This window comes from Micromonospora citrea, from assembly GCF_900090315.1.
Taxonomy (GTDB): domain Bacteria; phylum Actinomycetota; class Actinomycetes; order Mycobacteriales; family Micromonosporaceae; genus Micromonospora; species Micromonospora citrea.
The window spans coordinates 1,961,601-1,984,646 of sequence record NZ_FMHZ01000002.1 but is presented as its reverse complement, the minus strand read 5'-3'; the positions used below and the strand labels follow the sequence as shown (position 1 = coordinate 1,984,646).

The following is a 23,046-nucleotide window of genomic DNA, read 5'->3' as shown; positions in this document are numbered from 1 at the left end:
CCCGCGGGGCGGGCAGCGGTAGGGTCGGCACGTGAGGTTCGAACCGGGGCGGTTGATCGTCCACCGCAACGTGCGTCGGGGCCGGATCGGCTGGGTCCGCACCGCCCGGGTGGTCAGCGACGACGAGCGGGGCCTGCTGCTCTGGGTGCCCCGCGACGCGCCGGTCGCGGCCGAGGTCACCGAGGCCGGGGCGGGCATGCGGTCGGTCCCGTTCGCCGAGTGGGTCTGCTCGTCCTACCGTCTCGCCCCGGGCCGGTGGCACGGCCCGTCGGTGCTGAAGTTCCTGCCCGCCGGGGCGGCCCACTCGGTCTGGTGGTTCCGCGACGCGCACGACCGCTTCGCCACCTGGTACGTCAACCTGGAGGAGCCCGGCGTGCGCTGGGACGACGGCCGGCTCGCCGGGGTCGACATGACCGACCAGGACCTCGACGTGGTCGTCCGGCCCGATCGTGGCTGGGAGTGGAAGGACGAGGACGAGTTCGCCGAGCGGCTCGCCTTCCCCGAGCACTACTGGGTCCCCGACCCGGACGCGGTCCGGGCCGAGGGCAAGCGGGTGATCGCACTGGCCGAGGCGGGCGAGTTTCCCTTCGACGGCACCTGGTGCGACTTCGTCCCGCCGGCGGAGTGGACCGTCCCCGAGGAGCTTCCGCCGGGCTGGGACCGCCCTCCGGCGCGCTGACCCGGCGGGTGTGTTTCCGGTCACTTCCGCCGACGGGTGGGTGACCCCGGGCGGTCCGGTGTGAGAGATCCGGGCCGGATCTGGCAGAATGGCTGGCTGGTATCCGGCGTGTGCCCGGCGCCCTCTAACCCGGGCACGTCGCCAGTCCACCGAGCAGTCTCCGGCCCAACCCCACTGTGCCGGTCGGCGCTCACCCGTGCACCGCCCTCGTCGGGCTGGTGAGATCGCAACAGGAGCGAAACAACTGTGGCCGTAAAGATCCGGCTCCTGCGGATGGGCAAGATCCGCAACCCGCAGTACCGCATCGTCGTCGCCGACTCGCGCACCAAGCGCGACGGCCGGGCGATCGAGTTCGTCGGGATCTACCAGCCGAAGGAAGACCCTTCGGTGATCGAGGTCAAGTCGGACCGGGTCCAGTACTGGCTGTCCGTCGGCGCCCAGCCGAGCGAGGCGGTGCAGCGGCTGCTGGAGCTGACCGGTGACTGGCAGAAGTTCAAGGGCCTGCCGGCCCCGCCGCCGCTGAAGGTCGCCCCGGAGCGGGTCGACCGCACCGCGGCCTACGAGGCCGAGGCGAAGGCCGCCGCCGGCCTGGCCGAGACCCCGGCCAAGCCGGCCAAGAAGGCCGCCAAGACCGAGGCTCCGGCCGCCGAGGAGGCGCCGAAGACCGAGGAGCAGGCCGGTGCGGACTCCGGCGAGCAGGCCTGACATGGCACTGCGTCCGGCGCTGGAGCACCTGGTCAAGGGCATCGTCGACCACCCCGATGACGTGCGCGTCCGGCTGGTCGACAACCGTCGGGGCAAGCGGCTGGAAGTCCGCGTGCACCCGGAGGACCTCGGCACGGTGATCGGGCGGTCCGGCCGGACCGCCAAGGCGCTGCGCCAGGTGATCGGCTCCATCGGCGGGCGCGGCGTGCGCGTCGACATCGTCGACTCGTACTGATGCAGCTCATCGTCGGCAGGATCGGCAAGCCGCACGGCATCCGCGGTGAGGTCACCGTGGAGGTGCGGACCGACGAGCCCGAGGCGCGCTTCGCCCCCGGCATGGTGCTGTGCACCATGCCGGGGGCGGTGCCCCCGGCCGCGCCCAGCGGTGGCGTGCTGCGCACCATGCCGGGGGCGGTGCCCCCGGCCGCGCCCGGCGGTCGCGGGCCGCGCGTCGAGCCGGGAGCGTCGCCGCAGCCCGGGCACGGCGAGCCCTTCCGGGTGCCCGCCGAGCTGACCGTGGAGGCTGCCCGCTGGCACCAGGGGCGGCTGCTGGTCGCGTTCGAGGGCGTCGCGGACCGGGACGTCGCCGAGGCGCTGCGCGGCACGCTGCTGGCGGTCGACAGCGCCGACGTCGCCCCGCCGGAGGACCCGGAGGAGTTCCACGACCACCAGCTCGTCGGGCTGGCCGTGGTCACCCCGGCCGGCGAGCGGCTGGGCGAGGTGGCCCGGATCGACCACGCCCCCGCCTCCGACCTGCTGGTGCTGCGCCGGCCCGAGGGCCGCACCGCACTCATCCCGTTCGTCAAGGCGATCGTCCCCGAGGTTGACCTCGCCGGCGGTCGCGTCGTCGTCGACCCGCCGGCCGGTCTGCTCGACCTGTAGAGCCGCTGGAGCACCCCCGCATGCGCGTCGACATCGTGTCGATCTTCCCGGAGTACTTCGCCCCGCTGGACCTGTCGTTGATCGGCAAGGCGCGGTCGAACGGCACGCTGCGGCTGGCCGTACACGATCTGCGAGCCTGGACCCACGACGTGCACCGCACGGTCGACGACACGCCCTACGGCGGCGGGCCCGGCATGGTGATGCGGCCCGAGCCGTGGGGCGAGGCGCTCGACGCGCTCGCCCCGGCGGAGGCGGCCCCGCCCCGGCTGGTGGTGCCCGCGCCGACCGGTGCCCCCTTCACCCAGGCGATGGCGCACGAGCTGGCCGCCGAGCCGCACCTGCTCTTCGCCTGCGGCCGCTACGAGGGCATCGACCAGCGGGTGCTCGACCACGCCGCCACCCGGATGCCGGTGACCGAGGTCTCCCTCGGCGACTACGTCCTCTTCGGTGGCGAGGTCGCCGTCCTGGTGATCCTGGAGGCGGTCACCCGGCTGCTGCCCGGGGTGCTCGGCAACGCGGGCTCCCTGGACGAGGAGTCGCACGCCCACGGGCTGCTGGAGGCGCCGATGTACACGAAGCCGGCCAGCTGGCGCGGGCTGGACGTGCCGGAGGTGCTCCGCTCCGGCGACCACGGCCGGATCGCCCGCTGGCGGCGGGACGAGGCGCTGACCCGCACCGCCCTGCGCCGTCCGGACATGCTCGCCGCGCTCGACCCGCAGCGCCTGGACGAACGGGACGTCGCGGCGCTGGACCGGGCCGGATTTCAGGTGCGGCCGGGGGATGTGGCAAAGTAGGGGGGTTGCCGCAACCGGCCGCGCCGCGGTCGGCTGCGAGGATCCTCGACCGGGGTCGGGTCGCCGACCGCCACCCGGGGATCAGAATCACCCACCCGCGCACCGACTGACGGTGCGCCGTGAGCCTCACGAGGACGCAGCGATGAACATCCTGGACGCCCTTGACGCCCAGTCGAAGCGCACCGACCTCCCCGACTTCCGTGCCGGTGACACCGTCAAGGTGCACGCCCGGGTCGTCGAGGGCAACCGGTCCCGTGTCCAGATCTTCCAGGGCGTCGTCATCCGCCGCCAGGGTGACGGTCTGCGCGAGACCTTCTCGGTCCGCAAGATCAGCTTCGGCGTCGGTGTCGAGCGCACCTACCCGATCAACAGCCCGGCCATCGACCGGATCGAGGTCGTGACCCGCGGTGACGTCCGCCGCGCCAAGCTCTACTACCTGCGTGAGCTGCGGGGCAAGAAGGCCAAGATCAAGGAGAAGCGCGAGAAGCAGCCGAGCTGACCTCTCGCTCGCCACGCCGCCTGAGCTGCGCGTGTGTCGTACCGGCCGGACCGCACTACCCTGGTCGTACGGGCGCAGCCGGCCGGCGTCCCGCCCCTCGGGGCCGGGAGACGTCCACTACCGCCCGGGGGGCCTCGACGAGGCTCCCGGGCGGTAGTTGTCTCATCTGCTGACCGGAGAGTGCGTGGTGCAGACGCTGGACGAGGACGGCGCCGTCGACCCGTGGCGCCGACGCGCGCGGCGGCCCCGCCGGCAGATGCCGCTCTGGCAGGAGCTGCCGCTGCTGCTGGTCGTCGCGTTCTGCCTCGCGGTGCTGATCCGCACCTTCCTGCTCCAGGCGTTCTTCATCCCCTCCGGCTCGATGGAGGACACCCTCCTCGTCGGCGACCGGGTCCTGGTCAACAAGGTCGTCTACGACGTTCGTGACCCGGTGCGGGGCGAGGTGGTCGTCTTCCGGGGCACCGACCGGTGGGCTCCGCAGGTCGACGAGGAGCCGGAAGCCGGGTTCGTGGGCAAGCTCAGCCGGACGGTCGGCGACCTGGTCGGGGTCAGCCGCCCCGGCGAGAAGGACTTCATCAAGCGGGTCATCGCGCTGCCCGGCGACCGGGTGAGGTGCTGCGACGCCCAGGGGCGGGTGCTGGTCAACGGCACGCCGCTCGACGAGTCGTCGTACGTGATCCGGGACTCGCCGCTCGACGTCCCGCCCAACCCCGACGAGTGCCGGTCCCGGCGCTTCGCGGAGGTCATCGTCCCGCCCGGCCAGATCTTCGTGATGGGCGACCACCGGCTGGTCTCGCAGGACGCGCGCTGCCAGGGGGCGGTGCCCATCGACAACGTGGTGGGGCGCGCCTTCACGGTGGTCTGGCCGTCGTCGCGGTGGAGCGCGCTGTCGGTGCCGGCCACCTTCGACGACGTCGCCGATCCGCCGGCCGCCTCCACGGGGGCCCCGCCCCCCGTCCGTGCCACACCCGGCGGCGGCGTGGTGCTCCTCCTGCCGGTCGCGGCCGCGCTGGGCGTTCTCGCGCGTTCCGGACGGTGGCGTCCGGCCCGGCAACGTAGGCTCCTTCCGTGATTGACGAGCAGACCGACAAGCCGCGCAGTTCCTTCTGGAAGGAGCTGCCCATCCTCCTGGGCGTGGCGATCCTGGTCGCGGTGCTGGTGCGCGCCTTCGTGCTGCAGACCTTCTTCATCCCCTCCCCGTCCATGGAGAACACTCTCCAGATCGACGATCGGGTGCTGGTCAACAAGCTGGTATACGACTTCCGGTCGCCGCACCGGGGCGAGGTCATCGTCTTCAAGGCGCCCCTGGAGTGGAGCAGCAACCCCGACGGAGAGGACTTCATCAAGCGGGTCATCGGCGTCGGCGGCGACCACGTGGTCTGCTGCGACCCGCAGGAGCGGCTGGTGATCAACGGCAAGCCGCTGGACGAGCCGTACATCTTCCCCGGCGACAAGACGGCCGAGGAGTTCGACATCACCGTCCCGAAGGGCCGGCTCTGGGTGATGGGCGACCACCGGGAGGCGTCGGGCGACTCGCTGGAGCACTGGCAGCAGTCCGGGCAGGACATCAACGCGGCCACCATCCCCGAGGACGAGGTCGTCGGGCGGGCGTTCACCGTGTTCTGGCCGGTCAACCGCGCCACCTGGCTGAGCGTGCCCAAGGAGTTCGAGGGGATCCCCGAGCCGTAGGGGCCGCCGGGCGTGGGCGTTGTCGGCGGCGTCTGGCAGGCTGGTGCGGTGACCGACTACACCCCTCGGCGCGCGGCGCGCGTCCTGCTCGTCGACGCGGCGGGTCGGGTGCTGCTGTTCAGCGGCTTCGACCCGGCCCGTCCCGAGGACGGTCGCTGGTGGTTCACCCCGGGCGGAGGGCTGGACCCGGGCGAGACGTATGCCGAGTGCGCGGCGCGGGAACTGGCCGAGGAGACCGGGCTGCGGCTGCCGGTCCCGGCGTTCGGCGCGCCGGTGCACCGCGACGTGACCGAGTATCCGTTCGACGGCGTCTGGTACCGGCAGGAGCAGGAGTTCTTCCTGGTGCGGGTGAGCGGGCACGAGGTGGACACCACCGGCTTCAGCGAGGTCGAGCGGGCCAGCGTCGCCGCCCACCGCTGGTGGCGGATGGACGAGCTGGCCGCCACCGACGAGCGCTACTATCCGCCGGATCTGCCGGCGGTGCTGACCAGGGCGCTGGCGGGGGCGCCGACGACCGACGGAGGTGTGCCGTGCTGACGCCGCCGCGCACGGTGGTGCGCCGCGAGGGTGGGCTCTACGCGCTGGAGCGCGCGTTGCAGCGGCGCGGCTTCCGGCACGTCGCCGGCGCCGACGAGGCGGGTCGCGGGGCGTGCGCCGGGCCGCTGGTCGCCGCCGCCGCGATCCTGCCCGAGGGGCGCCGGGGCGAGATCGACGGCCTGGCCGACTCGAAGCTGCTCACCCCGGCCAGCCGGGAGCGGGTCCACGACGAGGTCGTCGCCCGTGCCCTGGCGTACTCGGTGGTGGTCGTCCCCGCCGAGGAGGTCGACGAGCGGGGCCTGCACGTGTGCAACCTGGCCGCGATGCGCCGCGCCCTGGCGTCCCTGGCCACCCGCCCCGACTACGTGCTGACCGACGGCTTCGGGGTCGACGGCCTCGACGTGCCGGGGCTGGCGGTGTGGAAGGGCGACCGGGTGGCCGCCTGCGTGGCGGCGGCGAGCGTGCTCGCCAAGGTCACCCGGGACCGCATCATGGTCGAGCTGGACGGGGCGTTCCCCGGCTACGGCTTCGCCGAGCACAAGGGTTACATCACGCCGGAGCACAGTGCGGCGCTGCGCGAGCGCGGGCCGTGCCGGGAGCACCGGTTCTCGTACGTCAACGTGGCGGCGGTGTCCGGCCGGGACGGCGCCCCACCCCGGGCCCGCCGACCGGTGGGCGCAAGCCTGGACGAGCCGATGGGGCGCTCTTGCGCGCCAGGGGGTACCGTCGGCGTGGCGTTGGGCGAGCAGCCTCGGCCTCCGGCGTCGGTGGGGGAAGATGTGGTCATGGAAGGCGGAGTGCGATGAGCGCGGAAGATCTCGAGAAGTACGAGACCGAGATGGAGCTGCAGCTCTACCGGGAGTACCGCGACATTGTCCGCCAGTTCTCCTACGTGGTGGAGACCGAGCGCCGGTTCTACCTGGCCAACCAGGTGGACCTGCACGTGCGCAACTCCGACGGCGAGGTCTACTTCGAGGTCGAGATGCACGACGCCTGGGTGTGGGACATGTATCGTCCCGCCCGCTTCGTCAAGAACGTCCGGGTGATGACCTTCAAGGACGTCAACGTCGAGGAGCTGGAGAAGCCGGACATCTCCCTCCCCGCCGACTCCGGCTTCGGCGGCTGACCCACCGCCCAGCTGTCGCCCGGTGGCGCGACCACCGGGCCCGTGGCCCCGTCGGCACCCCCACCGCCGCGCGGCCGTCGTCGTCCCCCCGCCTCCCCGGCGGTCGGCGTCATCCCGGCAGCACCACGACCTCGACCCGTTGGACGAGGTTGTTGGCGAAGCCGCCCCGGTTCCACGGCTGCTCGACCGGCTGGGTCCGGCCCGACGCGTCGGTGGCGCGGGCGCCGAGCACGTGCCGCCCCGGCTCCGCCGTCCACTCGTGACGCCACCCGCGCCAGGCGAACTCGCCACCCGACTGATCGTCCAGCCTGGCCGGTGCCCAGGTGGCCCCGCCGTCGGTGGTCACCTCGACCGAGACGACCGGGGCGTGGCCCGACCAGGCGCGACCGTCCAGCGTGCAGGGCCCCGGGCGCAGCACCCGGGTGCGGGACATGAAGTCGGGGAAGCCCGGCGGCCTGACCAGCGCCCGTGGCTCGATCCGGGTCACCGGCACGCCCGGGTCGTCGGCGTCCCGCCGCAGCCGGTAGGCGACCGCGTTCTGGTAGCCGTCGAACGCCTCGGTGCGCACGTCGATCGCGCGGAGCCACTTGACGTGCGCCATGCCGTACCAGCCGGGCACGATCAGCCGCAGCGGGGCGCCGTGCTGCGGCAGCAGGGGAGCGCCGTTCATCTCGTACGCCAGCAGCACCTCCTCCCGCAGCGCGTCGGCGACCGGCAGCGCGCGCTGGTAGTCCTGCTCGACGCCGCGCTCCACGCCGTGGTCGGCGCCGGTGAAGACCACGTCCACGGCGTCGGCGGCGATCCCCGCCTCCCGGAGCAGCGGAGCCAGCGGGGTGCCGGTCCACTCGGCGTTGCCGACCGCCTCCACCAGCCACGGCTGACTCACCGGCCTGGGGTGCAGCAGGGCCCGCCCGTTGCCGGCGCACTCCAGCGTCACCCGCCGGGTCACCCGTGGGCGGGCGCGCAGCGCGGCGAGGTCCAGGGCCAGCGGCCGGTCCACCGCGCCGCCCACGGTCACCGCGTGGGTCGCCGGGTCGAGGTCCGGGATGTCGTAGTGGATGAGCAGGTAGTGCAGGCCTGCCGGGGTGACGTCGTAGCGCAGCGCCTCCAGCGGGATGCCGTGGTTGCGGGCGGCCAGCCGCAACTCCTCGACGGTGATCCCCTCGTCCGGCTCGGCCAGCCGGGACGGCCGGCTCACGTCGTCCACAGTGGTCATCCTGGCCTCCCCGGGCCGAACGGCGGCCGCTCCGCCGCACCCGCCCCAGCCTAGGGGTCTCGCCGCCCCACCGCCCGTTCCCCGCGCCCGCCCCGCCCGTTCCCCGCGCCGGTCTTGGCCGATCCCGGTGCCTGCCCTGGTCGCCTTCGACGCTCGCCCTGGTCGCTCTCGGCACCGGTCCTGGTGCTCTCGGCACCGGTCCTGGTGCTCTCGGCACCGATCCTGGTGCTCTCGGCACCGATCCTGGTCACTTTCGACGCCGGTCCTGGTCGCTCCCGGCGGGCCGGTCTCAGCCGAGGAACTCGAACATCGTCACCCCGGCCGGCAGGGGCCGCGGTCGGCCCTCGAACCGGTGGACGCCCACGCCCACGCCGTCGGCCGGACTGCTTACCGCCACCGGCCTGAAGCCCTCCTCGGCGAACCAGTCGCAGATGGTCGGCACCAGGTCGGGGCTACGCCGGTGCCGGGTCCAGAACACCGAGCCGCCGGTGGCGCAGAGCGCCGCGCAGTGCCGCACGATGGCCCGCACGTCCGCCTCGCCGACATTGCCGAACACCCCGCAGACCAGCACCAGGTCGGCCGGAACGAGATCGACGTACGCGTCCGTGCGCGCCGCGTCCCCGACCACCACCTCCACCGAGGACAGCCCCGCCGCGCGGGCGGCCGACCGGGCCACCTCCGCGTTGCGGGGATCCAACTCCACGAGCCGGGCGGTCACGTCGTCCCGCCGGGGGTGGACCGCCAGTACGGGAATCAGGTCGCGCCCCTGCCCGGCGCAGACGCTGACCGCCCGCAGCGGGCCGGGCGCGGCCGCGTCGAGCGCCGCCCGGATCCGCATCCGCACCTCGGCGAGCCGGCGGGAGAGCGCCGAGCCCGGGTCCTCGTAGTCCTCGTGCCAGGCGTACCAGTCCCGCGTCACCGACCCAGCCTAGGCGTCCGCCGCCCGGCCGGTGGCCCGCTACCGGTCGGCGGACCGCTCCCGCAGTGCCGGTCGGCTCGGGCGTGTCGGGTCGCGGCGCATAGCAGATCAGGTCCCGTCGCGGGTGACCGTCCACAGGACACCGACTGTCCACAGGCGCCGGGTGCCGGGGTGGCGAATCGCGGCGGGCACCACGCAGGCTGCGCCCCATGCGACCACCGACCCGTACCGCCTCCGCCGTGCTCTGCGCCGCGCTGCTGTCCCTCGTACCGCCCGCCGCGCCCGTCGCCCCGCAGCCGGTGTCGACACCGGTCCGGGCGGCGACGACCACGCCTGCGCGCGTCGTCTCCGCGTCTGCGCGTGTCGCGGCTGCGCCTGTGGGCGCCGAGTCTGCGCCTGCGCGTGCCGTCTCCGCGCCTGCGCGCGCCGAGTTCGGGCGTGCGGCCGGCGGTGCCGGCCCCTCGGCGTCCGGGGCCCGCCCGTTTCAAGGCCCGGCGTCCGGGGCGGCGCGGTTCCGGTGGCCGCTCGACGGCGTGCCGCGGCCGGTGCGCCGGTTCGATCCGCCGCCGCGCCCGTGGCTCCCCGGCCACCGGGGCGTCGACCTGGCCGCCGCGCCGGGTGCCACCGTACGGTCCGCCGGTCCCGGCACGGTCCTCTTCGCCGGCATGGTCGCCGGGCGACCGGTCGTCACCGTCGGGCATGCCGGAGGACTGCGGACCACCTACGAGCCCGTGGCGCCGGCGGTCCGAACCGGCGACGGGCTCGCCGCCGGCGCACCGCTGGGCACGCTGCTCGCCGGCCATGCCGGCTGTCCCGCGCCGGCCTGCCTGCACTGGGGGCTGCGCCGTGGCGCCGACTACCTCGACCCGCTGACCCTGCTCGGCCTCGGCGCGGTGCGGCTGCTGCCGTTGGAGGGCGTCGAGCCCGACCCGGCCCCGGCGTCTGGCCCGGCCTGGGTGTCTGGCCCGGCCTGGGTGTCTGGCCTGGCCTCGGTGTCTGGGCCAGTCCGGGTGGTGCCGGTGAACGGCGACCCGCTCAGCGCTGGGCGAGCAGCGGGGGGAGCCGCACCGACAGCCGCTCGTACTCGTCCGCGGTGTTGTAGACCTGCGCGCACAGCCGCAGCCAGCCCCGGCCGTTCCAGGACATGACCGCCACCTCCGTGGCGAGCCGATCGGCGATCCGTTCCCGCAGCGCCCGCGCCGCGTCGAAGGTGGTGCCCAGGCCCGCCGGCAACGGAACGATCCGCATGGCCACCCCGCGCCCGCCGGGGTCCGGCAGGTCGCTGGGGGCCACCCCGAGCGCGTCCCCCACCACCCGCTGGCCGTACGCCGCCAGCGCGGCGTTGTGCCCGCGTACCCGGTCGGCGCCGAGGCTGCGCAGGGTGAACAGGCCCACCGGTGCGGCCAGCCAGCCGGTGTAGTCCTGGGTCGCCGCCCACTCGACCCGGCGGGGGAACCCCGACTCCTGCTCCCACGAGACGGCCAGCGGCTCGATGCGTTCCCGCCACGACGGTGCGACCACCAGCACGGCGCTGCCGCGTGGCGCGTACGCCCACTTGTGCAGGTTGCCCACCCAGAAGTCGGCGCCGATGCTCCCGACCGGAGTCGCCAGCATGCCCGGGGCGTGCGCGGCGTCGACCAGGACCGGTATCCCGTGCTCCCCGGCCACCCGGACGATGGCGGCGACCGGGAGGAGCCGGGCGGTGGCCGAGGTGAGCTGGTCCACCACGAGCAGCCGGGTCCGGCCAGGGCGCAGGCCCGCGCGGACGACCTCGACGACCTCCTCGTCGGTGGCGGCCAGCGGCACGTGCAGCGCGCGGGTGACCGCCCCCGTGCGGCGGCACTCCCGGGCGACGGACAGGGCCACCGCGCCATAGCCGTGGTCGGTCGTGAGCACCTCGTCGCCGGGGCGCAGGCCGAGCGACTGGAGCACCATGGCCACGCCGGTGGTGGCGTTCGGCACCAGGGCGGTGCCTTCCGGGTCGGCGCCCAGGAAGCCGGCCACGTGGCGGCGGGCATGGGTGATCCGGTCGACCAGACCTCGTGTGAAGAAGCGCAGCGGGTTGGCTTCCATCTCGTCACGCAGCCGCTGCTGGGCCCGCTGCACAGCGATCGGCACCGCGCCGAACGAGCCGTGGTTGAGGTGGCTCACGGTGGGGTCGAGCGAGAAGAGCAGGCGGGCTGCCGCGATCGGCTCGGGCGGCTGCGGGACGCTCACCCGATGATCGTAGCGGCCGGTGGATCTCCGGCCGGCGTTCCGGCGGTGCCCGTGCCGGTCGACGCCCCTCGATACTGCAGGATCGCCTGTCATGGACGCCCCCGTCGGACTGCGCTGGCCGACCGTCGCCGACCGGCAGCTCCGCGCCGACGTGCACCGGGTGCTGCACGCGGTGGCCGAGCGCGGCGGCGCGATCGGGTACGCCGTCCCACCCGGTCGCGCCGAGACCGACGCATGGCTGGACTCCGTGCTCAGCCTTGTCCGGGCCGGCGACGCTGCGCTGGCTCTCGCCGTGCTGGACTCCCGGGTCGTGGGTACCGGGTTGTGGCGGCGCGGTCCGAAGCCGATCTTCGCCCACTACGCCGACCTGGAAAAGATCACGGCCCACCCGGCCGCCCGTGGCCGGGGGATCGGCCGGCTCGTCACCGGCGCCCTGGTCGACGACGCCCGCAGGGCCGGCATCGAGACCCTCGCGCTCGGCGTACGGGGCAACAACCACGGCGCGATCGCGCTATACGAGCGGCTCGGCTTCCGCGAGTGGGGGCGGCTGCCGAACGTCATCGAGGTGGGCGACGAACGCTACGACGACGTCCGGATGTGCCTGGACCTGGGCCGGCCGCCGCACGTCGTGCTCCGCGGCTCCGCCCCGGACGGCCCGGGCTCGTCGCCGCGCCGCCCCTGAGGGTCGGGCTGCCCCTGAGCGCTGTGCCGGTCGTGGCAGCCTGCGGATTCGGCGCCGTACTGGTCGTGGGCGTCTGGTCGGTGGCGGCCCGGTCGGCGAATCGCGCCAATCAGGCGCGGGGGTGGGCCTGGCGGTAGGCGGCGCGGAGCCGCTCCACCGACACGTGCGTGTAGATCTGCGTGCTCGCGAGGGACGAGTGCCCCAGCAGTTCCTGCACCGCACGCAGGTCGGCGCCGCCTTCGAGCAGGTGGGTGGCCGCCGAGTGCCGCAGCCCGTGCGGGCTGACCGGGGGCAGGCCGGCGGCTTCGGCGTAGCCGCTCACGATCCGCCTGGCCGTCGTCGGGTTGAGTCGCCCGCCGCGCGCGCCGAGCAGCAGCGCGTCCCGGGAGTGCGGTCCGGCCAGCGCGGGCCGGCCGTGGCGCAGCCACTCGTCGAGCGCCCGCTGGGCCGGCACCCCGTACGGGACCGCGCGCTCCCGGCCGCCCTTGCCGAACACCCGCACGACCCGTCGCCCGTGGTCGATGTCGGCGACGTCCAGGCCGCACGCCTCACTGATCCGTACGCCCGTGCCGTAGAGCAGCTCCAGCAGCGCCCGGTCGCGCAGCAGCACGGCCTCGGCGGCACCGTCCGCCGTGTCGGAGTTCGTCGTGCGTTCCGCCGTGCCGGCTGCCGTGCAGGTGGTCGGAACGAAGGTGCCCGCCGTGCCGGCCGTCGTGTCGCCGGCGGTAGTGGCGGTGGCCGTCGTGTCGCCGGCGGTAGTGGCGGTGGCCGTCGTGTCGCCGGCGGCAGTGGCGGTGGCCGTCGTGTCGCCGGCGGCAGTGTCGATGGCCGCCGGGCCGAGGGCGTCCGCCCGGCCGTCGATTGGCGCGGGGCGCGCGGCGTGCGACACCGTCGGCGCGGCCCGGTTGGCGCGGCCGGGGGCCTCGACCAGCGCGGCCGCCTGATCGGCACGGAGCACGCTGGGCAGGTCCCGGTGCGCGCGAGGGCTGGCCAGCGCGCCCGCCACATCGGTGGGGAGCAGCCCGCAGCGGTGCGCCCAGGCGCTGAACGCCCGCGCCGAGGCCGCCCGGCGGGCGAGCGACGTCCGCGCGGCGCCCGTCGTCCGCTGCTTCGCCAACCAACTGCGCAGCACGGTGAGATCCAGCTCCGCCAGCTCCGCGCAGCCCATCCGACGCGCGTGGTCCAGCAGCGCCACCACGTCGCCGACGTACGCCCGGACGGTGTGCGCGGACCGGTTGCGCACCCCGGCCAGGTGCCCGGCGAAGTCGTCCACCGCCTCGCGCATCGCCGCCGGGAGCGCCTCGTGCATCGCCCGTCTGCCGGTCGACTCCCGGCTCACGACGACCGCCCCGGGACCGGCCGGCGGGACGACGCACGGCGCGGTCGTCCGGGCGGCCTCCTCGTGGGGCCCGGCGGTGGCGGATGCTCGGCTGGCACAGAACCAGCCTACGGCCGACGGACTGTTCGGGCAGGACGCCGGGACACCGTCCCGCCGCCCCCGGTCCGGGTGATGGATTACCGCGGCCGGTGCGCGCAGACTTGTCGTACCAACGGGTGTGTGCCCCGGATCGTGGGCGGCATCCGACGGGCCGGGCTCGACGAAGGGGGACCGGACATGGGGGTCGACGTCGTCCTCTACCGGGTGGTAGCGACGGGTTCCGGCCGGCGTCGCCTCGTGCCGGCCGAGGTGCTGCCCGATCCCGACGACGTGCTGCTGGACCTCGTCCAGCGCGTACGCGGCGGCGGGCGGACCCCGCTGCTGGACCAGGTGGACCCGGTCGGCGAGCTGGTGGTCCCCGCCGACCGGGCTCCGCAGCTCCTCACCGAGCTGCGGAGCCTCGCCGAGGTGGCCCGGACGTCGCCCGAGACGACGCACGTACGCCGGCTGGACCTCCTGGCGCGGCGCTGCCGGCAGGACCGCGAGATGGAGATCCGCTTCGAGGGGGACTGACCTGGCAGTGCCTCCCCGCGTCGGCCCGCTTCGCCCGCCGCCACCCGGGGTCAGACCTGACCCCCACCCGGGTCAGACCTGACCCCCACCCGGGGTCAGACCTGACCCTGCGTATCTCCCGGGCGATCCGGGCCCCGCCTCCGACAGCCCGGGGCGCGTCCCGACTCCGCTGTGGCGGGCCGCCACCCGCGTCCGCCGCACCGGGCCGGTTCACCCGGGCCGTTCGCCGGCCGGGGTCGGCCGGCCGTCGGCACGTCGGCCCTGACCGGCCCGGCCGGCGTCGGCCGGTGGCGGCGCGAGGGCGTAGCCGTCCTCGCGGCGCACCACCAGGGCCAGCTCCTCCAGCATGGACAGCTTCCGCAGCACGGTGCGGACGGCGACGCCGGCGCGGGCCGCGAGGACCTCCACCCCCACCGCGCCCCGACGCGGCAGCACCTCGACGATCGACCTCGCGTCGTCGTCGAGCTGGTCGGCCGGCCGCTGCGGACCGCGCGGAACCGGGGCCAGCTCGCCGATCCGCCCGACCTCCTCCAGCACCTGCGCCACCCCGGTGACCAGCCGGGACTTCGGGTGCTCGCGTAGCAGCTCGTGCGCGCCCACCGACATCGCGGACGTGACCGGGCCCGGCACCACCATGGCGGGCCTGCGCAGGGCGAGGGCCCGGTGCGTGGTCTGGGTCGCGCCGCTGCGCGCCGCCGCCTCCACCAGCACGGTGCCGAGGGTCCCCGCCGCGATCACCCGGTTGCGGATGAGGAACCGGGGCCGGAGCGGGTCCGCCCCCGGCATCCACTCGCTGACCAGCAACCCGGTGTCGGCGATCCGGTCGAACAGCGCCGCGTTGCCCATCGGGTAGGGGCGGTCCACGCCACAGGCGAGCACGGCGACGGTGACGCCGCCGGCGTTGAGCGCGCCCCGATGGGCAGCCGCGTCGATGCCGAACGCGCCGCCGGAGACGACGGTCCAGTCCCGGTCGGCGAGGCCGTAGCCGAGCTCGGTGGCGACGTGTGTGCCGTAGCCGCTGGCGGCCCGGGCACCGACGACCGCGACCGAGCGGTCGAACGCCTCGGCGAGCGGCCACGACCCGCGCACCCAGAAACAAAGCGGCGGTGCGGTCTCGGTGTCCACCCGGCGATGGGCCTCGGGCAGTCGCAGCTCCCGCAACTGCTCGACCCGGGTGGGCCACTCGTCGTCGCCGGGCACGACGACGCGGGCGCCGAGCCGGTCGGCGCGGGCCAGCGCCTCGGCCGCGACGGCCCGTGGGTCTCCGGCGGCGGTACGCGCCGCGACCGTGGCCCGCAACGTGTCGTCCGGCGCGCCGCCGTCGAGCAGCAGGTCGAGCGTCCCCACCGGACCGAGGCGGTCGACCAGCCGGTGCACCGACCGGGTGCCCGGCTCGGCGAGCCAGGTCAGCGCGACCCTGGCCAGCGTCTCCTTCGTGCTCACGTGCCGTCCCCCGTTCTCAGTTGAATGGCCTCCCCGACGTCGTCCCGGTCGGGCCGGTCCCGGCCGTCGAGGTCCGCGATCGTCCAGGCCAGGCGGACGACGCGGTCGAAGCCCCGGGCGGAGAGCGACCCGGAGTCCAGTCGGGCCCGCAGCTCCGCCGTGTCGGGCCCGGGCAGTCGCCAGGGCGGTCGACGCAGGTACGGGCCGGGTATCTCGGCATTGAGCCGGCGGCCGAGGACGGCCCAGCGCGCGGCGGCGGCCTCCCGGGCGGCCGCCACCCTTCGGGCGACGGTGGCCGACGACTCGCTGTCCACGGCCGCCGCCATCAACTCGGCGGCTCGGACGGGTGGCAGCGTCACCTGCACGTCGATCCGGTCCAGCAAGGGGCCGGAGAGGCGGCTCAGGTAGCGCCGGCGGGCCTGCGGCGGGCACTCGCAGTAGGCGTCCCCGGCCGGCTTGGCGCACGGGCACGGATTGGCCGCCAGCACCAGTTGGGTGCGGGCGGGATATTCGGCGCCCCCACGGCTGCGGGCCAGCCGGACCCGGCCGTGCTCCAGCGGTTGGCGCAGCGCCTCCAGGGCGCCCCGGCTGAATTCGGGTGCCTCGTCGAGGAAGAGCACCCCGCGGTGGGCGAGCGAGATGGCGCCGGGACGGGCCAGCCCGGAGCCGCCGCCGACCAGCGACGGCACGGTCGCCGTGTGGTGCGGGGCCTGGAACGGTGGTCGGCGAAGCAGCCGACCGCCCGGCGGGAGCAGCCCGGCGATCGAGTGCAGGGCGGTCACCTCCAGCGCGGCCTCGTCGTCGAGCTCGGGCAGGATCGACGGAAGGCGCTCGGCGAGCATGGTCTTGCCGGCGCCCGGCGGCCCGAGCAGCGCCAGGTGGTGCCCACCCGCCGCGGCCACCTCCAGCGCCCGCCGGCCCAGCCCCTGCCCGGCGACCTCCGCCAGGTCCGGCCCGGCGCCGCCCGGCGCCGCGCAGACCGCCTCCGGCTCGATCAGCGGGGTGCCATCCCGGACGAAGCTGACCAGCCGGTGCAGCGTGTCGACCGCCCGGACCCGGATCCCCGGGACGACCGCCGCCTCGGCGGCGTTGGCGGCGGGGACGATCACCCGCTCGACGCCGGCCCTGGCCGCCGCGGCGACCATCGGCAGCACGCCGCGCACCGGCCGGACCGTGCCGTCGAGGCCCAGCTCGCCCAGGACCACCACGCGGTCCAGCGGCAGCAGCGGCAGCTCACCCGAGCCGCCCAGCAGGGCCGCCGCGATCGCCAGGTCGAACGCCGAGCCGAACTTCGGCAGATCGGCCGGCAGCAGGTTGAGTGTGATCCGGCGGTTGGGCCATCGTTGGCCCGAGTTGACCACCGCCGCGCGGACCCGGTCCCGGGCCTCGTGCAGGGCGGTGTCCGGCAGCCCCGAGATGACCACGGCGGGCAGACCGGCCGCCAGGTCGGCCTCGACCTCCACCAGGTGCCCGGTCACGCCGACCAGGCCCACGCAGAGCACCTTCGCGTAGCTCACGCCGCCACCCGCCGAGGGCCTGTGCCGACGGGCCCGGCCGTCCGGGCTCGCCGTTCGGCGCCGGCGGTGGGAGATCCCGCCGCGCCGGCTCGCCGTTCGACGTCGGCGGTGGGCGACCCTGCCGCGCCGGCTCGGACGGCCCGCCCACTGCCGGTCTGCCGCCGGCCGACCAGGGCGTACGGCCGCCGCCCGTCGCACCGGAAGGCCGGCCCGTTCCGCCCGCCCACCTCAGAACACGCCCTTGAGGTGATCGACGCGGGCGGGGCCGGCGCCGGTGAGGCGTACCGAGACGACGTCGAAGCGCACCTGGTCGGCGCTGGTGCCGGTGTCGGCCAGCCATCGGGCGGCGAGCCCGCGTAGCCGGCGGGCCTTGGCCGGGACGACCGCCTCGGCCGGTGTGCCGAATCCGTCCGTGCTTCGTGTCTTCACCTCGCAGAAGGCGAGCACCGGCCCGTCCCAGGCGATGATGTCGATCTCCCCGGCCGGGCAGCGCCAGTTCCGGGCGACGGGGCGCAGGCCCGCCTCGATCAGGTGCCGGACGGCGCATCGCTCGCCGTACGCGCCGACCGCCTGGTTCCGCTTCGTCATGCCGGCACCGTGCCCCGGGTGAGCCTGGCTCCGCCGCCCCGCGTCGTCGTGCCTGTGGACGACGGCCGGACTGTGGACGAGCGGACGATCATGCCCGCGTTGTGCTATGCGGACCGGAGTGGGCTGGTCGAACTTAAGATCGTTACGGGCAAGGTGGCCGCGGCGCTGGGCCGGCTCGCGGACCTGCCCCGACCTGCCCCTGACCTGCGCCGCCATCCCCGCCCGGCGCCCCGGGCGGCCCCATCGCGCTGCCCCGGCCCGTCGGTCGGCCGGGGCGTCCGAGGGGCGAATGGCGTCCGTGGAGATCGTCGCATACGGTGCCGGACGTGGACGGACGACGGAGCTTTGCCGAGGATCAGGAGTCGGGTTGGTATCCGGCTGACCGCGACCGTGGCTACGGGGAGCGGGACTGGCGCGGTGCGGCCGACACCCGGTACCGGGACGACGACGTGACCGCCCCCGAGCAGCGCCGCGCCTCGGAGGACGACCGCTACGGCGACCCCGCCGGCACCCGGCGCGGCGAGTCCGGGCGCTTCGGCGCGACGCCGGAGCCCGACTCCGGGCGCTTCGGCGCGCTCGACGCCGACCGCGGCCGCTTCGGCGGCCCGGAGGACTCCGGCCGGTTCGCGGTGGCGGAGCCGGATTCGGGTCGGTTCGCGGTCACCGAGCCGGACTCCGGCCGGTTCGCGGTGGCGGAGCCGGATTCTGGTCGGTTCGCGGTCACCGAGCCGGACTCCGGTCGCTTCGCCGCGGTGGAGCCGGCGTCCGGGCGGTTCGGCGGCGGGGAGAGCGACTCCGGGCGGTTCGGCGCGGTGCCGCCGCTCGGGGACGACCGGTCGGAGAACGAGGGATACCGGGCAAGCCGCCTGCGACGCCCGGATGCGGACCCGGAGGCCTCGGGCGAGCTGCCCGCCGACCGGCCGGGGCGGCGCGCGGCGCGGGAGGCGAGGGAGTCCCGGGAAGCGGTCTCGACGTCGGCCGCCGACGCGCTGGTCGGGGCGGGCCCCGTCGAGCCGACCCGCCCGGCGCCGCTCGCCGGCTACCCGATCGTCGAACCCCAGCGGGCCGTCGAGGCCGCGAAGCCGCTGGAGATGCCGGTCGTCGAGCCGCGACGTGCGGCCGAGGCGCCGAACCCGCTGGAGATGCCGACCGGGCCGATGCCGCCGATCGCGCCTCGCGGCGACCTCCCGCCGGGGGAGGCGCCGGCCTTCCCGCCGGTGGTGGCTCCGCTGCCGGGCCCACCGGCGGGCGACGGGGTCTACCGGACGCGCCGGCCGGCGCTGGCCGTGCTGCTCGCCGCGCTGGTCGTGGTGTTCGAGATCCCCGCGCTGCGGGTGCTGCTCAGCGGCGTGACCGGCGACCCGCTGTCGGCCGCCAACGTCGTGGTGGGCACCTTCCTGGTCTGCGGGCTGCCGATCTTCGCCGTCGGCCTCTACGGGCTGCGCACCGGCGGGTTGTCGCTGACGGACGGGAGCCGGGGCTGGCTGCGCCCGCCGACGGCCTACCTGACCGTGGGCCTGGTGCTCTTCCTCGCCGCCGCCCTCGCCGTCGGCTGACGGCCCCCAGCCGACGGCGGCCGGTTGGCGGCCGGCACGCTGCGGGGTCCGGCACACAGGTCCGCGCGCGCTGCGGGGTCCGGCACACAGGTATGCGCGCGTTGCGGGGTCCGGCACACAGGTACGCGCGCGTTGCGGGGTCCGCCACACCGGTCCGCGCGCTGGGCCCGAGTGCGCCGCGAGGTCCGACGGACGGGGTCCGCGTGCTGCGGGGTCCGGGCGCACGGGTTCGCGCCCGCCGTGGCTCCGGCGGACGGGCCCGCGGCACGTCGCCGGGTCCGGCGGCGCACGGGCTCGCCGGGTGCCGGAAATGGGCGTTCCGACCCCTTCCCGCCACCCGAGGCGTCGGCGGTGGGAAGGGGGCGTACACTGGTCGACTGGCGACCGCATCGTGCGGTCGACCTCGCGCGCCCTCTCCACGAGTCGTCGTGGGGCGACGGCCTCCCTGGTCCCGATCATGATCGGGCCCGCCATGGCCGGCGACCGGGCGCCAGGACGCCCGGCCGCCGGCCGGGCGGGACAACCAGGGACCGCAAGGAGTAACCCACCATGGCCGTCGTGACCATGCGTCAGCTGCTGGAGAGCGGTGTCCACTTCGGGCACCAGACCCGGCGCTGGAACCCGAAGATGAAGCGTTTCATCTTCACCGAGCGCAACGGTATCTACATCATCGACCTGCGCCAGACCCTCGACTACATCGAGAAGGCCTACGAGTTCGTGCGCGGGACCGTCGCCGAGGGTGGCAGCATCCTCTTCGTCGGCACCAAGAAGCAGGCTCAGGAGGCCATCGCCGAGCAGGCGACCCGGGTCGGCCAGCCGTACGTCAACCACCGCTGGCTCGGCGGCATGCTGACCAACTTCCAGACGGTGTACAAGCGGCTGCAGCGGATGAAGGAGCTGGAGGCCCTGGGTGACCTGAGCGGCACGGCCGCCGGGTACACCAAGAAGGAGACCCTGCAGCTCTCCCGCGAGAAGGTCAAGCTGACCCGCACCCTCGGTGGCCTGCGCGACATGCAGAAGCTCCCGGCCGCGATCTGGGTGGTCGACACCAAGAAGGAGCACATCGCCGTCGACGAGGCCCGCAAGCTGGGCATCCCGGTGATCGCGGTGCTCGACACCAACTGCGACCCGGACGAGGTCGACTTCCCGATCCCGGGCAACGACGACGCGATCCGTTCGGCGGAGCTGCTGACCAAGGTCGTGGCCGCCGCCGTCGCCGACGGCCTGATCGCCCGCTCCGGCCGTCGTCGGGGCACCGACGAGAAGCCCGAGCCGGGTGTGGCCTCGGACGAGCCGCTGGCCGAGTGGGAGCGCGAGCTGCTCGAGGAGCCGAAGAAGGCCGACGAGCAGGGGCAGCCGGCCGAGCAGCCGGCGACCGCCGCCGCGGAGTGACCGCGCCGCCGCTTCCCCGTCGTCCGTTTTTTCGGACGGCGGGGAGCGGCAGGTACGCCGGGCACGTCGCGCCCGGATCCGGGTAACCGGCACCAGGACCAACCCACCCGCAGTCTCAACACCGAAGAGAGAGCCATGTCCAACTTCACCGCCGCGGACGTCAAGAAGCTCCGCGACCTCACCGGCGCCGGCATGATGGACTGCAAGAAGGCGCTGACCGAGGCCGAGGGCGACTTCGACAAGGCCGTCGAGATCCTGCGCGTCAAGGGCGCCAAGGACGTCGGCAAGCGGGCCGGCCGCACGGCCGCCAACGGTCTGATCGCCCACTCGGGCCAGGCGCTGCTCGAGCTCAACTGCGAGACCGACTTCGTCGCCAAGACCGACGCCTTCATCGAGCTCGCCCAGCGGCTGGTCGAGCACGGCGAGCGCAGCGGCGTCAGCACCGCCGAGGAGCTGCTCGCCACCGAGATCGACGGCAAGACGGTCGCCGACCTGGTCCAGGAGCAGTCCGCCAAGATCGGCGAGAAGCTGGTCCTCAACCGGTTCGCCAAGCTCGACGGCACCACCGCCGTCTACCTGCACCGCAAGAGCCAGGACCTGCCCCCGGCGGTCGGCGTGCTGGTGCAGTACTCCGGCCGGACCGACGAGGCCGGCGACGCCGACGCGCGCGCCGTCGCGATGCAGATCGCCGCGATGCGGCCGAAGTACCTCACCCGTGACGAGGTGCCGGCCGACGTCGTCGAGTCCGAGCGGCGCATCGCCGAGCAGACCGCCCGCGAGGAGAACAAGCCCGAGGCGGCGCTGCCGAAGATCGTCGAGGGCCGGGTGAACGCCTTCTTCAAGGACTACGTCCTCATCGAGCAGGCGTCGGTCGCCGACAACAAGAAGACGGTGAAGCAGCTGCTGGCCGAGGCCGGCATCGAGGTCACCCGCTTCGTGCGGTTCGAGGTCGGCCAGGCCTGAGCCGCCCCGGGGCGCGTTGGGCGCCCGCGGGCAGGGAACGTCGACGAGGAGGCCGCCGGTGTACGTGACAGGCACCGCGGCCTCCTTGTCACATAGGGTCGGCTACGGCAGTTTCGCGGTACGCGGCGTACGGGACGTGCGCATGGGGAAGGGCGGGGCGGATGACGCAGGTTGTGAGTGACCGGAGTCTGGCGGCGGACGATCCGACGGCGCCGCCCCCCGGCCGGGCCCGACGGGTGGTGCTGAAGCTCTCCGGCGAGGTGTTCGGCGGGGGCGCCATCGGCGTCGACCCCGACGTCGTGCAGGCCATCGCCCGGCAGATCGCGACCGTGGTGCGCCGCGGGGTGCAGGTCTCGGTGGTGGTCGGCGGCGGCAACTTCTTCCGGGGCGCCGAGCTGCAGAAGCGCGGCATGGACCGGGCCCGGGCCGACTACATGGGCATGCTCGGCACCGTGATGAACTGCCTCGCGCTGCAGGACTTCCTGGAGAAGGAGGGCATCGAGACGCGCGTGCAGAGCGCGATCACGATGGCCCAGGTCGCCGAGCCCTACATCCCGCTGCGCGCGATCCGGCACCTGGAGAAGGGCCGCGTGGTGATCTTCGGCGCGGGCGCGGGCATGCCGTACTTCTCCACCGACACGGTGGCCGCCCAGCGCGCGCTGGAGATCCGCGCCGACGTGGTGCTGATGAGCAAGAACGGCGTGGACGGCGTCTACACCGCGGACCCGCGGGTCGACCCGACCGCCAGCAAGTTCGACTCGATCACCTTCTCCGAGGTGCTGCGCCGCAACCTGCGGGTCGCGGACGCCGCCGCGTTCAGCCTGTGCATGGAGAACGGCCTGCCGATGCTGGTCTTCGGCGCGCAGGGCGACGACACCATCATCCGGGCCGTGGGTGGCGACAAGATCGGCACCCTGATCACCGCCTGAGCGGTCGAACTGACCCGCCCTCAGCGGTTCCTCCGACACGACAAGCCCACGACGAGCACAGAAGGAGGCGAGGAGACCGGTGATCGACGACACCCTCCTCGAGGCCGAGGAGAAGATGGAGCGTGCCATCGAGCACGCCAAGGAGGAGTTCGGCGCGATCCGCACCGGTCGCGCCAACGCCGCCATGTTCTCCAAGATCATCATCGACTACTACGGCAGCCCCACCCCGCTGCCCCAGATGGCGTCCATCGGCGTGCCCGAGCCGCGCATGGTGATCATCAAGCCGTACGACAACTCGCAGATCAACGCCATGGAGAAGGCGATCCGCGATTCCGACCTCGGCGCGAACCCGAACAACGAGGGCAACCAGCTGCGCATTCTGCTCCCGCAGATGACCGAGGAGCGCCGCCGCGACATGATCAAGGTCGCCCGGCACAAGGGTGAGGAGGCCAAGGTCGCCATCCGCAACATCCGCCGCAAGGGCAAGGAGGAGCTCGACCGCCTCGTCAAGGACGGCGAGGTCGGCGAGGACGACGGCCGGCGCGCGGAGAAGGAGCTCGACGACCTGACCCAGCGCTACGTCGCCGCCGTCGACGAGCTGGTCAAGCACAAGGAGAACGAGCTCCTCGAGGTCTGATGCCGTACGTCGGCCGCACCGGCGACGACGACACGTGGCACCGGCGCCGCCCGCACGCGGGCGGAGGTCCGGTGCCATCGTCGTTCACGCCCGGCATCCGGCCCAGTCCTGGTGCCGTCGTCGTC

At 74.5% G+C, this 23,046-nt stretch carries 24 protein-coding genes and 2 pseudogenes; 19 read left to right on the top strand and 7 right to left on the bottom strand.

The genetic code is table 11. The features are described from left to right. The first annotated feature begins 31 nt into the window (after positions 1-31). The 11 genes and pseudogenes from GA0070606_RS09140 to GA0070606_RS09090 all read left to right on the top strand — a co-directional run bounded on the left by GA0070606_RS09140 (position 32) and on the right by GA0070606_RS09090 (position 6,911). Positions 32-679 (top strand): ribonuclease FAU-1 family protein, encoded by a 648-nt coding sequence (locus tag GA0070606_RS09140; RefSeq protein ID WP_091096778.1) that lies wholly within the window; start codon positions 32-34, stop codon positions 677-679. A gap of 246 nt (positions 680-925) precedes the next feature. Further along, entirely contained in the window at positions 926-1,384 is a 459-nt protein-coding gene (gene rpsP, locus GA0070606_RS09135) for a 30S ribosomal protein S16 (protein ID WP_091096776.1), read from the top strand. After that, complete coding sequence (locus GA0070606_RS09130; RefSeq protein WP_176737275.1) at positions 1,359-1,619, top strand: RNA-binding protein; 261 nt, start codon at positions 1,359-1,361, stop codon at positions 1,617-1,619. The genes rpsP and GA0070606_RS09130 overlap by 26 nt, the downstream gene beginning before the upstream one ends. Beyond that, on the top strand, positions 1,619-2,266 hold the full coding sequence (gene rimM / locus GA0070606_RS09125; protein WP_091096774.1) for a ribosome maturation factor RimM: 648 nt from the start codon (positions 1,619-1,621) through the stop codon (positions 2,264-2,266). The genes GA0070606_RS09130 and rimM overlap by 1 nt, the downstream gene beginning before the upstream one ends. A 20-nt stretch (positions 2,267-2,286) precedes the next feature. Continuing rightward, positions 2,287-3,060: a tRNA (guanosine(37)-N1)-methyltransferase TrmD gene (gene trmD / locus GA0070606_RS09120; protein WP_091096772.1), complete on the top strand. Its 774-nt coding sequence runs from the start codon at positions 2,287-2,289 to the stop codon at positions 3,058-3,060. 142 nt (positions 3,061-3,202) lie between these two features. Beyond that, entirely contained in the window at positions 3,203-3,559 is a 357-nt protein-coding gene (gene rplS, locus GA0070606_RS09115) for a 50S ribosomal protein L19 (RefSeq protein ID WP_089001547.1), read from the top strand. Between the two features lie 184 nt (positions 3,560-3,743). Then, a pseudogene (lepB, locus tag GA0070606_RS09110) lies at positions 3,744-4,618 on the top strand (signal peptidase I). 9 nt (positions 4,619-4,627) lie between these two features. Next, the gene (gene lepB / locus GA0070606_RS09105) at positions 4,628-5,248 is read left to right on the top strand and encodes a signal peptidase I (RefSeq protein WP_091096770.1); all 621 of its coding nucleotides are present in this window, start codon (positions 4,628-4,630) and stop codon (positions 5,246-5,248) included. Between the two features lie 48 nt (positions 5,249-5,296). Then, positions 5,297-5,785, top strand: a complete 489-nt coding sequence (locus tag GA0070606_RS09100; RefSeq protein ID WP_091096768.1) for an NUDIX hydrolase — start codon at positions 5,297-5,299, stop codon at positions 5,783-5,785. Beyond that, positions 5,779-6,591 (top strand): ribonuclease HII, encoded by an 813-nt coding sequence (locus tag GA0070606_RS09095; protein WP_091096766.1) that lies wholly within the window; start codon positions 5,779-5,781, stop codon positions 6,589-6,591. The genes GA0070606_RS09100 and GA0070606_RS09095 overlap by 7 nt, the downstream gene beginning before the upstream one ends. Further along, positions 6,588-6,911, top strand: a complete 324-nt coding sequence (locus tag GA0070606_RS09090; protein WP_007075222.1) for a DUF2469 domain-containing protein — start codon at positions 6,588-6,590, stop codon at positions 6,909-6,911. Before GA0070606_RS09095 ends, GA0070606_RS09090 begins: the two co-directional genes overlap by 4 nt. A 109-nt stretch (positions 6,912-7,020) precedes the next feature. Here the strand turns inward: GA0070606_RS09090 and GA0070606_RS09085 are convergent, their stop codons facing one another. After that, positions 7,021-8,127, bottom strand: coding sequence for a sulfite oxidase (locus GA0070606_RS09085; protein WP_091096764.1), 1,107 nt, complete (start codon positions 8,125-8,127; stop codon positions 7,021-7,023). 289 nt (positions 8,128-8,416) lie between these two features. Continuing rightward, positions 8,417-9,046, bottom strand: a complete 630-nt coding sequence (locus GA0070606_RS09080; RefSeq protein WP_091096762.1) for a class I SAM-dependent methyltransferase — start codon at positions 9,044-9,046, stop codon at positions 8,417-8,419. 209 nt (positions 9,047-9,255) lie between these two features. Here GA0070606_RS09080 and GA0070606_RS33215 point away from each other — a divergent pair. Further along, positions 9,256-9,963: pseudogene (locus GA0070606_RS33215) on the top strand (murein hydrolase activator EnvC family protein); the annotation flags it as partial. A 118-nt stretch (positions 9,964-10,081) separates the two neighbouring features. On the opposite strand, the gene GA0070606_RS09070 reads toward GA0070606_RS33215, so the two are convergent. After that, positions 10,082-11,263: an aminotransferase class V-fold PLP-dependent enzyme gene (locus tag GA0070606_RS09070; protein ID WP_091096758.1), complete on the bottom strand. Its 1,182-nt coding sequence runs from the start codon at positions 11,261-11,263 to the stop codon at positions 10,082-10,084. A gap of 91 nt (positions 11,264-11,354) precedes the next feature. On the opposite strand from GA0070606_RS09070, the gene GA0070606_RS09065 reads away from it, so the two are divergent. Beyond that, a complete protein-coding gene (locus GA0070606_RS09065) occupies positions 11,355-11,945 on the top strand; it encodes a GNAT family N-acetyltransferase (protein WP_091096756.1) in 591 nt (196 codons plus the stop codon). Positions 11,946-12,054: 109 nt separating this feature from the next. On the opposite strand, the gene GA0070606_RS09060 is transcribed toward GA0070606_RS09065, so the two are convergent. Further along, positions 12,055-13,254, bottom strand: coding sequence for a tyrosine recombinase XerC (locus GA0070606_RS09060; RefSeq protein WP_091096754.1), 1,200 nt, complete (start codon positions 13,252-13,254; stop codon positions 12,055-12,057). A 249-nt stretch (positions 13,255-13,503) separates the two neighbouring features. On the opposite strand from GA0070606_RS09060, the gene GA0070606_RS09055 reads away from it, so the two are divergent. Continuing rightward, a complete protein-coding gene (locus GA0070606_RS09055) occupies positions 13,504-13,896 on the top strand; it encodes a hypothetical protein (protein ID WP_245724623.1) in 393 nt (130 codons plus the stop codon). A 210-nt stretch (positions 13,897-14,106) separates the two neighbouring features. Here GA0070606_RS09055 and GA0070606_RS09050 read toward each other — a convergent pair whose 3' ends face one another. The 3 genes from GA0070606_RS09050 to GA0070606_RS09035 form a co-directional block, all read right to left on the bottom strand. Next, the gene (locus GA0070606_RS09050; protein ID WP_245724622.1) at positions 14,107-15,339 is read right to left on the bottom strand and encodes a DNA-processing protein DprA; all 1,233 of its coding nucleotides are present in this window, start codon (positions 15,337-15,339) and stop codon (positions 14,107-14,109) included. Further along, complete coding sequence (locus GA0070606_RS09045) at positions 15,336-16,856, bottom strand: YifB family Mg chelatase-like AAA ATPase (protein ID WP_091096750.1); 1,521 nt, start codon at positions 16,854-16,856, stop codon at positions 15,336-15,338. The genes GA0070606_RS09050 and GA0070606_RS09045 overlap by 4 nt, the downstream gene beginning before the upstream one ends. 228 nt (positions 16,857-17,084) lie before the next feature. Next, positions 17,085-17,444: a YraN family protein gene (locus tag GA0070606_RS09035; protein ID WP_091096746.1), complete on the bottom strand. Its 360-nt coding sequence runs from the start codon at positions 17,442-17,444 to the stop codon at positions 17,085-17,087. A gap of 317 nt (positions 17,445-17,761) precedes the next feature. Between GA0070606_RS09035 and GA0070606_RS09030 the strand changes: the two genes are divergently transcribed. The 5 genes from GA0070606_RS09030 (at position 17,762) to frr (ending at position 22,921) form a co-directional block, all read left to right on the top strand. Next, entirely contained in the window at positions 17,762-19,000 is a 1,239-nt protein-coding gene (locus tag GA0070606_RS09030; protein WP_425413035.1) for a hypothetical protein, read from the top strand. Positions 19,001-19,549: 549 nt separating this feature from the next. Further along, on the top strand, positions 19,550-20,392 hold the full coding sequence (gene rpsB, locus GA0070606_RS09025; protein WP_091096744.1) for a 30S ribosomal protein S2: 843 nt from the start codon (positions 19,550-19,552) through the stop codon (positions 20,390-20,392). A 135-nt stretch (positions 20,393-20,527) separates the two neighbouring features. Continuing rightward, positions 20,528-21,355: a translation elongation factor Ts gene (gene tsf, locus GA0070606_RS09020; RefSeq protein ID WP_091096743.1), complete on the top strand. Its 828-nt coding sequence runs from the start codon at positions 20,528-20,530 to the stop codon at positions 21,353-21,355. A gap of 161 nt (positions 21,356-21,516) precedes the next feature. Next, a complete protein-coding gene (pyrH, locus tag GA0070606_RS09015; protein WP_091096741.1) occupies positions 21,517-22,284 on the top strand; it encodes a UMP kinase in 768 nt (255 codons plus the stop codon). A gap of 79 nt (positions 22,285-22,363) precedes the next feature. Continuing rightward, positions 22,364-22,921, top strand: coding sequence for a ribosome recycling factor (frr, locus tag GA0070606_RS09010; RefSeq protein ID WP_091096739.1), 558 nt, complete (start codon positions 22,364-22,366; stop codon positions 22,919-22,921). Positions 22,922-23,046: the final 125 nt, after the last annotated feature.

Bases quoted from the DNA above. Each gene is read 5' to 3' on its own strand.
- trmD (WP_091096772.1), top strand. From the start codon at position 2,287: ATGCGCGTCGACATCGTGTCGATCTTCCCGGAGTACTTCGCCCCGCTG.
- rplS (WP_089001547.1), top strand. From the start codon at position 3,203: ATGAACATCCTGGACGCCCTTGACGCCCAGTCGAAGCGCACCGACCTC.
- pyrH (WP_091096741.1), top strand. From the start codon at position 21,517: ATGACGCAGGTTGTGAGTGACCGGAGTCTGGCGGCGGACGATCCGACG.
- GA0070606_RS09090 (WP_007075222.1), top strand. From the start codon at position 6,588: ATGAGCGCGGAAGATCTCGAGAAGTACGAGACCGAGATGGAGCTGCAG.
- GA0070606_RS09085 (WP_091096764.1), bottom strand. From the start codon at position 8,127: ATGACCACTGTGGACGACGTGAGCCGGCCGTCCCGGCTGGCCGAGCCG.
- tsf (WP_091096743.1), top strand. From the start codon at position 20,528: ATGTCCAACTTCACCGCCGCGGACGTCAAGAAGCTCCGCGACCTCACC.
- rpsB (WP_091096744.1), top strand. From the start codon at position 19,550: ATGGCCGTCGTGACCATGCGTCAGCTGCTGGAGAGCGGTGTCCACTTC.
- rimM (WP_091096774.1), top strand. From the start codon at position 1,619: ATGCAGCTCATCGTCGGCAGGATCGGCAAGCCGCACGGCATCCGCGGT.
- GA0070606_RS09035 (WP_091096746.1), bottom strand. From the start codon at position 17,444: ATGACGAAGCGGAACCAGGCGGTCGGCGCGTACGGCGAGCGATGCGCC.
- GA0070606_RS09060 (WP_091096754.1), bottom strand. From the start codon at position 13,254: ATGCACGAGGCGCTCCCGGCGGCGATGCGCGAGGCGGTGGACGACTTC.
- GA0070606_RS09065 (WP_091096756.1), top strand. From the start codon at position 11,355: ATGGACGCCCCCGTCGGACTGCGCTGGCCGACCGTCGCCGACCGGCAG.